Annotated in this window: 10 protein-coding genes, 1 tRNA gene and 1 pseudogene; 5 read left to right on the top strand and 7 right to left on the bottom strand. The window is 63.5% G+C overall.

What is annotated here, in order from left to right:
• Positions 1 to 4: 4 nt before the first annotated feature.
• Genes ACVW1B_RS37120 through ACVW1B_RS37110 form a run of 3 tightly spaced genes read left to right on the top strand, consistent with a single transcriptional unit; the run spans position 5 to position 2,777 of the window.
• Positions 5 to 1,264, top strand: coding sequence for an MFS transporter (locus tag ACVW1B_RS37120; protein ID WP_253605279.1), 1,260 nt, complete (start codon positions 5 to 7; stop codon positions 1,262 to 1,264).
• The gene (locus ACVW1B_RS37115; protein WP_253605284.1) at positions 1,261 to 1,647 is read left to right on the top strand and encodes a GFA family protein; all 387 of its coding nucleotides are present in this window, start codon (positions 1,261 to 1,263) and stop codon (positions 1,645 to 1,647) included. The genes ACVW1B_RS37120 and ACVW1B_RS37115 overlap by 4 nt, the downstream gene beginning before the upstream one ends.
• On the top strand, positions 1,644 to 2,777 hold the full coding sequence (locus ACVW1B_RS37110) for a cysteine desulfurase family protein (protein WP_253605286.1): 1,134 nt from the start codon (positions 1,644 to 1,646) through the stop codon (positions 2,775 to 2,777). The genes ACVW1B_RS37115 and ACVW1B_RS37110 overlap by 4 nt, the downstream gene beginning before the upstream one ends.
• Before the next feature lie 9 nt (positions 2,778 to 2,786).
• On the opposite strand, the gene ACVW1B_RS37105 is transcribed toward ACVW1B_RS37110, so the two are convergent.
• Together ACVW1B_RS37105 and ACVW1B_RS37100 are read right to left on the bottom strand one after the other, a co-directional pair.
• Positions 2,787 to 3,404 (bottom strand): class I SAM-dependent methyltransferase, encoded by a 618-nt coding sequence (locus ACVW1B_RS37105; RefSeq protein WP_456822829.1) that lies wholly within the window; start codon positions 3,402 to 3,404, stop codon positions 2,787 to 2,789.
• 218 nt (positions 3,405 to 3,622) lie between these two features.
• Positions 3,623 to 3,854: pseudogene (locus ACVW1B_RS37100) on the bottom strand (integrase); the annotation flags it as partial.
• A 68-nt stretch (positions 3,855 to 3,922) separates the two neighbouring features.
• Between ACVW1B_RS37100 and ACVW1B_RS37095 the strand changes: the two are divergent.
• Positions 3,923 to 4,159 (top strand): zinc-binding dehydrogenase, encoded by a 237-nt coding sequence (locus tag ACVW1B_RS37095; protein ID WP_375167121.1) that lies wholly within the window; start codon positions 3,923 to 3,925, stop codon positions 4,157 to 4,159.
• Positions 4,160 to 4,517: 358 nt separating this feature from the next.
• Here the strand turns inward: ACVW1B_RS37095 and ACVW1B_RS37090 are convergent.
• The 4 genes from ACVW1B_RS37090 to ACVW1B_RS37075 all read right to left on the bottom strand — a co-directional run bounded on the left by ACVW1B_RS37090 (position 4,518) and on the right by ACVW1B_RS37075 (position 9,037).
• Positions 4,518 to 4,607: transfer RNA gene (locus ACVW1B_RS37090), tRNA-Ser, on the bottom strand.
• 448 nt (positions 4,608 to 5,055) lie between these two features.
• Positions 5,056 to 6,507 carry a trehalose-6-phosphate synthase gene (locus tag ACVW1B_RS37085; RefSeq protein ID WP_253605292.1) on the bottom strand — a complete coding sequence of 484 codons (1,452 nt, stop codon included), beginning with the start codon at positions 6,505 to 6,507 and terminating at the stop codon, positions 5,056 to 5,058.
• A 202-nt stretch (positions 6,508 to 6,709) separates the two neighbouring features.
• Entirely contained in the window at positions 6,710 to 7,543 is an 834-nt protein-coding gene (otsB, locus tag ACVW1B_RS37080; RefSeq protein ID WP_375166737.1) for a trehalose-phosphatase, read from the bottom strand.
• Between the two features lie 3 nt (positions 7,544 to 7,546).
• Positions 7,547 to 9,037: an MFS transporter gene (locus tag ACVW1B_RS37075; protein WP_253605295.1), complete on the bottom strand. Its 1,491-nt coding sequence runs from the start codon at positions 9,035 to 9,037 to the stop codon at positions 7,547 to 7,549.
• 184 nt (positions 9,038 to 9,221) lie between these two features.
• Here ACVW1B_RS37075 and ACVW1B_RS37070 point away from each other — a divergent pair, with 184 nt between their 5' ends.
• Entirely contained in the window at positions 9,222 to 9,590 is a 369-nt protein-coding gene (locus tag ACVW1B_RS37070; RefSeq protein WP_253605298.1) for a DUF3175 domain-containing protein, read from the top strand.
• Positions 9,591 to 9,757: 167 nt separating this feature from the next.
• Here the strand turns inward: ACVW1B_RS37070 and ACVW1B_RS37065 are convergent, their stop codons facing one another.
• Complete coding sequence (locus ACVW1B_RS37065) at positions 9,758 to 11,791, bottom strand: methyl-accepting chemotaxis protein (protein ID WP_057021126.1); 2,034 nt, start codon at positions 11,789 to 11,791, stop codon at positions 9,758 to 9,760.
• Positions 11,792 to 12,243: the final 452 nt, after the last annotated feature.

The following is a 12,243-nucleotide window of genomic DNA, read 5'->3' as shown; positions in this document are numbered from 1 at the left end:
TCTCATGACCGAGGCTGTAAGCGGTCCACAGACTGCGTCGTCTGTCCGGCTGGGGCTGAAAGAGAACTGGCCGCAGTTCGCGATGCTCGTCCTGATCAACGCCTTCGTCGGGGGAATGGTCGGAATCGAGCGGACGGTCGTGCCGCTGATCGGATCCGAGGAGTTCAAGATCAGTTCGACGACCCTCGTCGTTTCCTTCATCGTCAGCTTCGGCGTCGTGAAGGCATGCGCCAACCTAGTCTCCGGCCAGCTCGCCGACGCCTGGGGACGCAAACGTGTTCTGATCCTCGGCTGGCTTGTCGGGCTGCCGGTGCCGTTCATGATCATGTGGGCGCCGAGCTGGGGATGGGTCATCGCAGCGAACGCCCTTCTCGGCATCAACCAGGGTTTGGCCTGGTCGATGACGGTGATCATGAAAATCGATCTCGTCGGGCCGAAGTCGCGCGGGCTTGCTGTCGGACTGAACGAGTTCGCCGGCTATCTCGCGGTCGGCGTGACCGCCTTCCTCACAGGGTATCTTGCCTCGAAGTACGGACTGCGGCCGGCGCCGATCTACCTCGGCGTTGCCTATGCGGTGTTGGGCACAGTGCTGTCGATCCTGCTGGTGCAGGATACCCGGGAGCACGTCCGCCTGGAGACTGCGGCGCATGCACGTCAAGCGTCTCCGATCAGCTTCCGGGAGATATTCGTCCTCACGTCGTTCGGGGATCGCAATCTGTTCGCCGCGTCGCAGGCCGGGCTCGTCAATAATCTCAATGATGGGATGAGCTGGGGAATCTTCCCGCTGTTCTTCGCCTCGTTCGGCCTCCACGTCGATCGGATCGGCATACTGAAGGCTGTCTATCCGGCCACCTGGGGCATCCTGCAGATCGCCACGGGCCCTCTTTCCGACCGTTGGGGCCGCAAGGGCTTGATCGTGGCCGGCATGTGGGTGCAGGCCGCGGGTCTCTTCCTGACCGCAGCAACAAGCCATTTCGAATGGTGGCTGGTCGGCAGCCTTTTGCTCGGACTTGGCACGGCCATGGTGTACCCGAGCCTGATCGCCGCCGTGTCCGATGCTTCGCATCCAAGCTGGCGCGCACGCTCGCTCAGCGTCTACCGCTTCTGGCGCGATCTCGGTTACGCGATCGGGGCGCTGTCGGCCGGCATCATCGCCGACCTGTTCGGCATGACCTGGGCGATCGGAGTGATCGGCGCGCTCACTTTCCTCTCGGGGGCGATAGTGTTCGTCGCCATGGAGGGCCGGCCCGGAGCACAACAATGAACGAGACCTTTTCAGGACGCTGCCTTTGTGGGGCGGTACGCTTCGAGGCGCGAGGTCGACCGAAGGGAGTCTTCTGGTGTCACTGCGATAGCTGCCGCCGCCATTCCGGCGCCCCCGTCAGCGTGTTCGTCGGGTTCGAGAACGACGCTGTCGCGATGATCGAGGGTACCATCGCCACGTTCAAATCATCGCCAGGAACCACACGCGGCTTCTGCGCCCGCTGCGGCTCGACGCTGACCTGCGCTACGGTGCATTTTCCGACGGAGACTCACTACCACGTCGGCGCTTTCGATCGGGCGGCGGAGCTCCGACCGGGGAAACATTTCTTCGCCAGCGAGCAGCTTCCCTGGTTGCAGCTTGACCACAGCGAGCAAAGCAAATGACTGCGACGACGCGGCCGATCTATCTCGATTACAACGCGAGCACACCGCTTGATCCAGCCGTGGCGGAGGCAATGCGGCCATTTTTGGACGACGCGTTCGGCAATCCTTCTAGCGGCCATTGGGCCAGCGCGCCGGCGAAGGCCGCGCTCGATCGGGCCCGCAGCCAGGTCGCCGGCCTCCTCGGCGCAGCACCCGACGAGATCGTATTCACCAGCGGTGGCAGCGAAGCGAACAATCTGGCGATCAAGGGCACATTCTTTGCACCGAACCGCCATGGCGCGCACATCGTCACCTCGGCCATCGAGCATCCAGCCGTCCTTGCTCCGTGCCGGTTTCTCGAACGGTTCGGCGCTACTGTCACGTATGTTCCGGTGGACGCGACAGGCTTGATCGATCCAGAGGACGTGCGGCGCGCCATTACTCCGCAGACGCTGTTGATCAGCATCATGCACGCCAACAACGAAGTCGGCACCATCCAGCCGATCGCCGAAATCGGCGCGATCGCGCGAGAGCATGGAATCCGCTTCCACACCGACGCGGCTCAATCGGTCGGAAAAATTCCGACCAAGGTAGACGAACTCGGTGTCGATATGCTGACGATCGCCGGTCACAAGCTCTACGCCCCGAAGGGCGTCGGCGCGCTGTATGTCAGGCGAGGCCTCGAACTTGAGCCGTTGATCCACGGCGCCGGTCATGAATCAGGCCGACGCGCCGGAACCGAGAGCGCCCTGCTCGCAGTCGGGCTTGGGGCGGCATGTGCACTGGTCACGGACCTTGCACCCATGAACAAAGTCCAAGTCCTGCGCGATCGCTTATGGCAGGCGCTGCAAGGCGGGCTCGGTGAAGGGGTGGCGCTCAACGGACACCCCACGCATCGCTTGCCCAATACCCTCAACGTGTCGTTCGTCGGCAGAATCGGTTCGGGCATTCTCGCGCAATTGTGCGATGTCGCGGCATCGACAGGTTCGGCATGCCACTCGGGGCAGATCGAACTCTCGCCGGTTCTCGCGGCCATGCGCGTGCCCGAAAGGACTGGAATGGGTGCGATCCGCTTCAGCCTGGGAAGGCACACGACAGTCGATGAGATTGACCAAGTCGTCGCACGCCTAGCCACGATTGCGATGGTCTGATCGCTTCACCTACCGCTTTGTCGCCAGCACAAGAGCAGGTTGGTTCGCACTAACCTCCGCGAGGTGGACATCCATGCCGGCGCGTTCGAGCGCGGCGGATACGTCGGACAGCGCGGGGAATGTGTAGATTTCCGGTGGGAACGACGCGATCGCTTTCGGGTCTGCATTCGTCCGGAACAGCAGTCCGAGACGGCCGCCCGGCTTCAGCACGCGCGCGATCTCGCGCAGCGACTTCTCAATGTCCTTCCAGAAATAGAGCACGTGCACGCACACCGCCTTGTCGAACAAGGCATCAGGGAACGGCAGCGATTCCACGGTCGAAAGGACAACCTCCACACGAGCAACTTCGATGAGCGGCAGGTTTCGTTGCGCCGCGATCTCGACCATCAGTTCGGAGGAGTCCATCCCCACGATGTGCCCCCGAGGAGCCCGTGCGGCGAGTTCCGTCAGGCAGCGGCCATGACCGCATCCTATGTCGAGCACATGATCGCCTAGTTTGATGCCGAGCGCATCCATCGCGCGCAGATTCTCGCGCCAGGTTTCGCGCGCCATGATGAAAGCAACGAGCCGGCCCAAGAGGCCGTGCGCATTACGCGCCTGTTCGGCAATGAACTGAGGACGACGCATCCAGCTTACCATGGCTCGACAATCTGGGTGGCAGGGTGCCTCAAATCCGCAGGACCGGCTCGCCGGAAATGGAACACGTCTCGCCTTTTTTTAAACGCCGCGCCAGATCAATGCGTTGCGGCTAGATCGCCAAGGGCGCGGGTCCGCTCAACAGCGTCGTTCAGCGCCAGGCGCGATTCGCCGAACGCCTGCCTTGCAACGGTGGCTGTGTGCAGCACCTAGGCGGCCAAGCGGCGTTCCTTTTTGTCCGCCTCTCGGTAGTCCCCCGATGCCCTCTTCAGGAAGCGCCAAAGCAGCCTTTCGTGAATCACGATCCGAGGCATAGGCAGTCTGCTTGAACTCGACGCCGTCAAGGGGCCCTCGAATATAGCCCGAGATCGTGTCCGCAGCCATGATGAGCACCGTATCAAGTGTATGGATAAATTTGCTTGTCACCGAACCCTTGGCATGGAGAGGTCGGTACGCTCAACGAATCAATCCGTGCAATCCCTATCGGCGGGACCATCGCGTTCATCGGCGTGCTCACCGGTCCACCGCCAACCGAACTGCGCTTGCCCTTGATGTTACTGCAGCAGCGCCTGCAGGGCGTAACCGTCGGATCTGTGGAAGACCTGCAGGCGATGTGCGACGCGATCGCCATCAACGGAATGAAGCCGATCATCGACAAGACATTCCCGTTCGACCAAGTTGCTCAGGCATTCCGTCACATGGCAAGTGGCGCGCACTTCGGAAAGGTGGCCGTCGCCTTCGGATGATGGAGAAAACTGGGCGCGCGCGCGAACGCGTTGTCCCCTCCTTGCTCCCGGAAGGCGTATGGCCGCACGCAGCGCGAGCAGTGCGGCCGCTGCTCCCTCGCAAAATCCATCCTCCGAACCCACAGCCAAAACCTACGGTTTGAGCGGCGATTAGGGGTACCATCGCGGACTAGCCCAACAGCCCTTATCGCACGACCCATTGTTTTTGCTTTCGATTCGACCAATGAGATAAGGAGGAGAAAGTGTATTGGCGGAAGAAGCCTCCTCCGAACCCACGATCAAAAAGTGCAGTTTGCCGGATGATAGCTCGTTGATTTTGCTACCGATTCGGAAAATCGGATGCTGGGAGACTGTGGCATGGCGGAGAGAGTGGGATTCGAACCCACGGTACGGTTTCCCGCACACACGCTTTCCAAGCGTGCGCCTTAAGCCACTCGGCCATCTCTCCGGGAGGCCCTCTCTTGAAGGGCTGAGGCGGATTTTGCAAGGGAGCGCAGGCCGGGAGCGCGAAATTTCCACAACAGATTGAAAACATTGGGTAAATTGATAGCGACGGCAGCCGCGCGCTGCGGCCTTGCGCGCGGACGCGCGCGATTTTGGCCGGCGGTCGGTCAGGGACCGGCGCAAATCAATGGATGCATCCGATCAGCCCGCCTCTTCGTCCGGAGGCTCGCCGCAGGCGCGGGTCAGGAATCTATTGGGCCGCATCGTTCCTGGAAGAACGGATGCCGGATTCCCGCTTTCGCGAGCCCTGTCGCGAGAACGCGAAGTTATGACCACTAGCCGCGCAACACATTCAGTGTCGTCCCTGCCTAGTGCCCAATTGCGCACTAGGCAGGGACGACAGAACCGCGGATGGGCGAACTAACGCACCCACCCTGCATCGTCATGCTCGCTCAGTGATAGCGCGCGGCAAAATCCGCCGTGCGGCGCGGCCACAGGGTTGGTGGCTCCGGCAGCGCCGCGTTTCCCGCATTGTGCGTATCCTGCAGCGCCTCGATGAAATCGGCGAACCATTGCTGGATGGTGCCGCTGTTGAGCTTCTCCATCATCGCTTCCCAGCGCATCCGCCGCTCGGTCAGCGGCATCGCGAGGGCCGTCGCCAGGGTGCGCGCCATGCCGTCGATATCGTGCGGATTGACCAGCAGCGCGGCGTCGAGCTCGTTCGCCGCTCCGGCGAATTTCGACAGCACCAGCACGCCGGGGTCCGCCGGGTTTTGCGCGGCGACATATTCCTTGGCGACGAGGTTCATGCCGTCCTGCAGCGGCGTCACGACGCCGACCTGCGCGGTGCGGTAAAGGCCTGCGAGCACGCCCTGGCCAAAGCCCTTGTTGAGGTAGCGGATCGGCGTCCAGTCGACCTCGCCATGCACGCCGTTGACGTCGGTGACGAGCTTCGCCACCTCGCTCTGCAGATTGCCGTAGGCTTCGATCGCGCCGCGCGAGGGCGTTGCGATCTGCAGCAGCGACACCGAACGTTTCAGGTTCGGATGCAGCGTCCACATCTTGTCGAACGCCTTGATGCGGTTGACGAGGCCCTTGGAATAGTCAAGCCGGTCGACGCCGATCGCGAGCGTCTCGCCATTGAGGCTGCGCCGCAGCCGCGTCACGTCGGGATGCGTCATCGCCTTGGTCGCCTGCTGCGCGAACTTGCCGGGATCGATGCCGATCGGAAACACCGCGGCGCGGGTGCGGCCGAACGACGAATTGATCACGCCGTCGCGCACCTCGAAGTCGAGATCGTGCTGCACATAGCTCAGGAAGTTCTCGCAGTCCTCATCGGTCTGGAAGCCGATCAGGTCATAGGACAGCATCGCCTCGATCAGCTCGCGATGATTGGGCACGCCCGCGATCACCGCGCGCGCCGGCCATGGCGTGTGCAGGAAGAAGCCGATCGGCTGCGTGACGCCGAGATCGCGCAGCTCGGCGCCGAGTGCGAGGAAATGATAATCTTGGACCCAGAACACGGAATCCGGCTTGCGGAAGCGCAGCAACGCGCGCGCCATGAACGCGTTCACTTCGCGATAGCTCGCGTAGTCCTCGCGAGACGCACGAATCAGATCGGCGCGCGAATGCATCGCGGGCCACAGCGCCGAATTGGCAAAGCCTTCGTAATAGCCGCCATAGTGCGCGGCCGGCAGATCGAGCATCGCCAGCGCGCCCGCCCCGAGCGCTTCGACCTCTGCGAAAGGTTCCTTCAGGTTCCCGTCGCGGACGCGTCCGCTGGAACCAACCCATATTGCCCCTGTCTTTTCCACCACCGGCAACAATGCCGCAGCCAGCCCCCCCGTCATGGGTTCATTGGGTTTTCCGCGCGAGACGCGGTTCGATACGACGACGAGGTTCACCAGGTCCCCTCCTGTTGGTCAACTCGCGTATTAACAACCATTCATCAAGATGGTTCCTGATCAAGGAATCTCCCAATTGAAACCAAATTCTGGCGAACACGCACGGAACTCGCGGGAACTCGCGAAAAGAAAATTACGCGCGAGGTTGACGCCACGACGCAAAAGCACCGTATTCGATTCGGCTGCGATGAATGCGTTTCGGTTAGGACAGGCTAACGTCCCTATCAACGTCGAGCAGATGCGCGAGGAATTCGCGCACATCGCTCGGTCCGTCGAAATGTCCGGCGACGCCGGTTGCGCGACGGCCGACGGAGAACGCTAGACCGTCGAAATCGGGCATGATCGCGAACACGGTCTCGTCGGTGACGTCGTCACCGATGAAGAACGGGCGCCGTCCCTTGAACGGCTCATGCGTCATCAGCTCGAGCACGCCGGTCGCCTTGGTGAAGCCGGAATGCTTGATCTCGCAGACGCTCTTGCCCGGCAGCACCTCGATCGGCGCATTCGGCAACTCCGCGCGGATCAGCGACACCGCTTCATAGATCGCCTTCTCCGCCTGCGGCGCCAGCCGATAGTGCAGCGCCAGTGAATAGCCCTTGTCCTCGAGCAGAATGCCGGGGCTGAGCTTCGCGATCGCGGCAAGACGGCGCTTCAATTCCTTGTCGAGCGGCGGCGCGTGTGCGGCAACCGCCTCGCTGTCCGGCTGCAGCCGCATCTCGGCGCCGTGGCCGCCGATCGCAGGAAACACTTCCGGCGCGAAGATCAGGTCGATGTCATTGAGGGAGCGGCCGCTGACCAGCGCCAGCGCGCCGTGGGTGCGCTCATGCAGCTGCTTCAGCGTGGTCGACAGTTCGGGCGGCACCCAGACCTCGCGCGGCGTCGGCGCGAAATCGAGCAGGGTGCCGTCGATGTCGAGCAGCACCGCGGCCTGGCGGAGCGGCGGAATCAGCGACGCCGGCGTCGGCACGCTGTCCGTCCTGGCGTCAGGGGCGATGTCATCATCCATGGGCATCTCGGCCACGTCATGTTTCGTCATAGTCTACTCCACACATGCCAGTGGTCGCGCGACAGATTCGAGCGATTTCCGCTCGGCCGCGACGGCGTAGCGCCATGCGACCGCTGCGGCGACCATCATGAGCGCCGACCCCAGCAGGTAGCCGGCGAAGACGCTGTTGCGCGATCCGGTGTCGATCAGCACGCCGAACAGCGCCGGTCCAATCACGCCGCCAATGCCGGTGCCGATCGCATAGAAGGCGGCGATCGCGAGCGCGCGGACCTCCAGCGGAAACGTCTCGCTGACGGTAAGATAGGCGGCGCTCGCGGCCGGCGAGGCAAAGAAGAAGATCACCATCCAGGCGATGGTCTGGGTCTGCGCACTGAGCACGCCGATCGAGAACAGATAGCCGGACAGCGCCAGCAGCACGCCCGAGATGCCATAGGTCAGCGCGATCATGGTGCGGCGGCCGAGCGTATCGAACAGGCGGCCGAGCAGCAGCGGCCCGAGGAAGTTTCCGGCGGCGAAGGGGAGGATGTACCAGCCAACATTGCTGGCGGCGACACCGAAGAAGTCGGTCAGGATCAGCGCGAAGGTGAAAAAGATCGCATTGTAGAAGAACGCCTGCGCGGCCATCAGCGTGAGCCCGACCAGCGAGCGCTGCCGGTAGGTGGAGAACAGCGTCACCGCGACCTCACGCAGCGGCGTGTGATCGCGCATCCGCAGCCTGATCTTCTCGAAGTCTGCGCTCGATTGTTCGTGGCCGAGCACGGAGGTCTCGATATCGGCGACGATCTTGTGGGCCCGGTCGGGGTAGCCGTGGATCATCAGCCAGCGCGGGCTTTCCGGAATCCACATCCGCATCAACAGCACGACGAGGCCGAGCACCGCGCCGGTGAAATAGGCGATCCGCCAGCCGTGGTCCGGCGCAAGGAACGCGGGATCGAGCAGGATGATAGCGCTCAGCGCACCGATCGCCGCCCCGATCCAGAAGCTGCCGTTGATGACGAGATCGGTCCAGCCGCGATAGCGGGCCGGCACCAGTTCCTGGATGGTCGAGTTGATCGCGGTGTACTCACCGCCGATGCCGGCACCGGTGAGAAAGCGAAACAGCGCGTAGCTCGCGACATTCCACGACAGCGCGGTCGCGGCGGTCGCCGACAGATAAAGCGCGAGCGTGATGAAGAACAGCTTCTTGCGCCCGATCCGGTCGGTAAGCCAGCCGAAGCCCAGCGCGCCGAGCACGGCGCCGGCGAGATACGCGCTGCTGGCAAGACCGACATCGGCATTGGAGAAGCTCATCGTCGGGCTGTCCTTCAGCGCACCCGACAATGCACCCGCGAGCGTCACTTCCAGCCCGTCGAGGATCCAGGTGATGCCAAGCGCCAGCACGACGCGGGTGTGAAAGCGGCTCCAGCTGAGATTGTCGAGCCGGACCGGAATCGAGGTCTCGATGATGCGGTCATCGTCCGGCGTGACCGGAGCCACGGCCTCTTGCGTCGTCGCGGAACTCAATTGTGTCGGCTGCACTGTCATCAGAATCGACCAATGAGAAAAACCCCGGAACGATCTGTTCCAAGGCTCACTCACCCGGAATTGCGGCAAACGGAGTGCCCGCCACGCGACGTCAACGCCGCAGGCCGGCAAGGGTTCCCGCGATGCGGCATAGGAACCGCGATCGCGGCGAACTGTTCTCGGCTCAAAAGACACGGAGGCATCGATGGCCGCACACAAGAAAGCAACGCGCAAGACGGTAAGGACATCACCGGCACGGTCCACGAGCACGACGCGTCGCAGGCGTGGCGCAAGCAAGAGGACGGCGAAGCGCTGGTCGCAGCGGGTGACCAAGGAGAGCGACGCGCTCGACCTCAAGCACGGTGTGTTCAAGCAGACCAGCGCGAAGAAGATCGCATCATCGCTGAAGCAATCCGCCCAGCACAGCGCGCGCCGCAAGAGCGGCGCCTATCGTTCCGCGCTCTCGATGCTGACCTTCTATATCAACCGCGCCGGCAAGACGTTGCCGAAGATCGAGCGGTCGCGGCTGGAGCGCGCCAAGGTCGAGTTGAAGCACCAGTTCGGGCGGGACTAGTCGCATCATCCCGCCAACCAACAGCGTCGTCCCGGCGCAGGCCGGGACCCATACGCCGTGGCCATCGGAAAGGGCAAGCGGCTAGTTGTTGGTACGCCAACCAGCGGTGGTGGTTATGGGTCCCGGCCTGCGCCGGGACGACGATAATTGATTGGCTGGCGTAAACGTTACGCGGCGCGGATATTGGCCATAAAGCGGTCGAGCTCCTCGCGCAGCCGCGAGCTCTCGACCGACAGCGAACGGGCCGAGTTCAACACCTCCTCGGAGGCAGCTCCGGTCTCGGTGGCGCCGCGATTCACCTGGGTGACGCTGGACGCCGCTTCCTGTGTGCCCTGCGCGACGTTCTGCACGCTGCGCGCGATCTCCTGCGTTGCCGCGCTCTGCTGCTCGACGGAGCTTGCGATGTTGGTCGCGATCCCGGAGATCTGGCCGATGGTGCCGCCGATCTCCTTGATGGCGGCAACCGATTCCTGCGTCGCCGCCTGCATGCCCGAGATGTGGGTGGAGATCTCGTCGGTGGCCCTGGCGGTCTGGCTCGCCAGCGACTTCACCTCGGCGGCGACCACGGCGAAGCCGCGGCCGGCGTCGCCGGCGCGCGCGGCCTCGATGGTGGCGTTCAGCGCCAGCAGATTGGTCTGCTCGGCGATCGCGGTGATCAGCTTGACGACGTCGCCGATCTCCTGCGCAGCGCGCGAGAGCTTGCCGATCCGCGCGTCGGTCTGCTCGGCCTGACGCACGGCGGAATCGGCGATCTGGCTGGATTCCTTGGCGCGACGGCCGATCTCGTCGACGGACGCCGACAGCTCCTCGGTCGCGGAGGCGACCGACTGCATGTTGCTGGAGGCTTCCTCCGAGGCGCCGGCGACCTGGCTCGACAGGTTTTGCGTGGTCTCGGCAGTCCGCGTCAGCGTACCGGCCGCGGATTCGAGCTGCACGGCGGAGGCCGACACGTTGGAGACGATCGAGCCGACGGCGGATTCGAATTCGTCGGCAAAACGAATCAGCTCGTTGCGCCGCGCGGTCGCACTCGCCTTGTTCTGCGCTTCCTGGGTCGCGGCATCGCGTTCGGCCTTGGCGATCGCCTGGACCTTGAATTCCTCCACGGCGCCGGCCATCTCGCCGAGTTCGTCGCGGCGGCCGAGGCCCGGCAGCACGACGTCGAAATTGCCCGCCGCGAGCTCGCGCATCGCCGCACACATCGCCGCGATCGGTCGCGAAATACCCTTGCCCAGCAGGAACGCCCAGACCAGCCCGAGCACGAAGCTGCCGGCGGCGAGCATCAGGATCAGCTGCTCGGTCTCGCCGATCATGGTGTGCGATTCGTTTTCAAGTCGCTTCTGGTCGGCGAGCAGATCGGACTTCATCGCCGCCGCGCCCTGGCTGATAGCGGCCGCGGACTCCGTCATCTCGACGGTCAGTTCGTCGATCGACTTCGCGTTCGCGATCAGCTTGGCGAGCGCCTCGCGGTACTCTTCGAGCAGCGCGGTGATGTCCTTCACGCTCTGGGTGATCCGCTCGTTATTCGAGGTGATCGCCTTCACGAGATTGTCGGCGAATTTCAGCCGGGCGAGCGCGCTCGAAGCGACCGTCTTGTCGCCGTTGACGACGAAGGTATTGACGGCCCCGGTGATCGACTGGAGCTGGTCGGCCACCTTCTTGGCGCCGAACTGGATCGACTGCAGCTCGGAATCATCGGCGTTGCTCGGGAGATCGTCGAGCTTGTAGCGCATCGAGGTCGCGCTGCGGGTCAGCTTGTTCTGCGCGGTCTGTGCGCTGTCGTTCTTGATGCGGACGATCTCGGCGAAGATCTTGGTGAAGGCGCGGAATTCGCGCTCCAGCTTGGTGATCTGCTCGAGCCGGGCCGGGTTGGTGGTGCCCTTCATCGACGCCATGATGGCATCCTTCAGGCTGCCCTCGGCGGCGAGCGCGGCCTTGGCGTCGTCCTCCTTGCCGGTCGCAACGAAGTAGCGCGCCAGCGAACGGTAGGAGATCAATTCGCGATCGATGTTGCGGGCCAGATCGGCTTCCGCGACGCTCTGGCGATAGGAGCCGACGCCGGCGGAGACCCGCTCGAAGCCCATATAGGCAAAGCCCATGGTGGCTGCCGAAAGCGCCAGCGTGACGGCAAAGCCGAGCATGATCTTGGCGCGAAATCTGAGGGTTGGGATCCTGATCGACAACGATCGCTTCAGCCCCGGCATTCCAACCCCCGTCTTCATTCTGAAAACCACGCGGGGTCCGGCAGCAACCCGCCCCAGACCCCGGAGCGCAAAACTAAGGCAGAATCGATAAGGCCCGGTAAATGGGCAGCGGCCGCCGGGCCCGGCGCGATACTACCTTGGTCGGGCTAGGCGGGTGGGTAAGGTGATTGACGCGGGGGTCCGGCCCGATAGTTTAGAACCGATCAAACCTGTCCCTGCCCGGGCCAGGAGAACACACATCGGGAGGTGTCCCATGTCATCGCGTCGACCGGCGCCATTGGCGCTTGCGGCGAGCGTAGCTGCCGGCGCAATAGCCCGGCCAATGGCATTTCCCCTCACGACCTGAAAGACACGGGCAAGCCGGAACGCGAGCCATCGCGCCATTGTCCGGATGCCCTCACGACCCGCGCGGGTTCAACCGCCCGCGCCAAGAAAAGCAAAAGATTCTGGTC

The sequence above is a fragment of the Bradyrhizobium sp. USDA 4502 genome, assembly GCF_054063355.1.
Note: the sequence above shows the minus strand (reverse complement) of the source record. Positions and strands in the feature narration are given on the sequence as shown.

Excerpts from the sequence above, each read along its gene's own strand:
- ACVW1B_RS37120 (WP_253605279.1), top strand. The coding sequence starts at position 5 with ATGACCGAGGCTGTAAGCGGTCCACAGACTGCGTCGTCTGTCCGGCTG.
- ACVW1B_RS37115 (WP_253605284.1), top strand. The coding sequence starts at position 1,261 with ATGAACGAGACCTTTTCAGGACGCTGCCTTTGTGGGGCGGTACGCTTC.
- ACVW1B_RS37110 (WP_253605286.1), top strand. The coding sequence starts at position 1,644 with ATGACTGCGACGACGCGGCCGATCTATCTCGATTACAACGCGAGCACA.
- ACVW1B_RS37105 (WP_456822829.1), bottom strand. The coding sequence starts at position 3,404 with ATGCGTCGTCCTCAGTTCATTGCCGAACAGGCGCGTAATGCGCACGGC.
- otsB (WP_375166737.1), bottom strand. The coding sequence starts at position 7,543 with ATGACGAAACATGACGTGGCCGAGATGCCCATGGATGATGACATCGCC.
- ACVW1B_RS37075 (WP_253605295.1), bottom strand. The coding sequence starts at position 9,037 with ATGACAGTGCAGCCGACACAATTGAGTTCCGCGACGACGCAAGAGGCC.
- ACVW1B_RS37070 (WP_253605298.1), top strand. The coding sequence starts at position 9,222 with ATGGCCGCACACAAGAAAGCAACGCGCAAGACGGTAAGGACATCACCG.
- ACVW1B_RS37065 (WP_057021126.1), bottom strand. The coding sequence starts at position 11,791 with ATGCCGGGGCTGAAGCGATCGTTGTCGATCAGGATCCCAACCCTCAGA.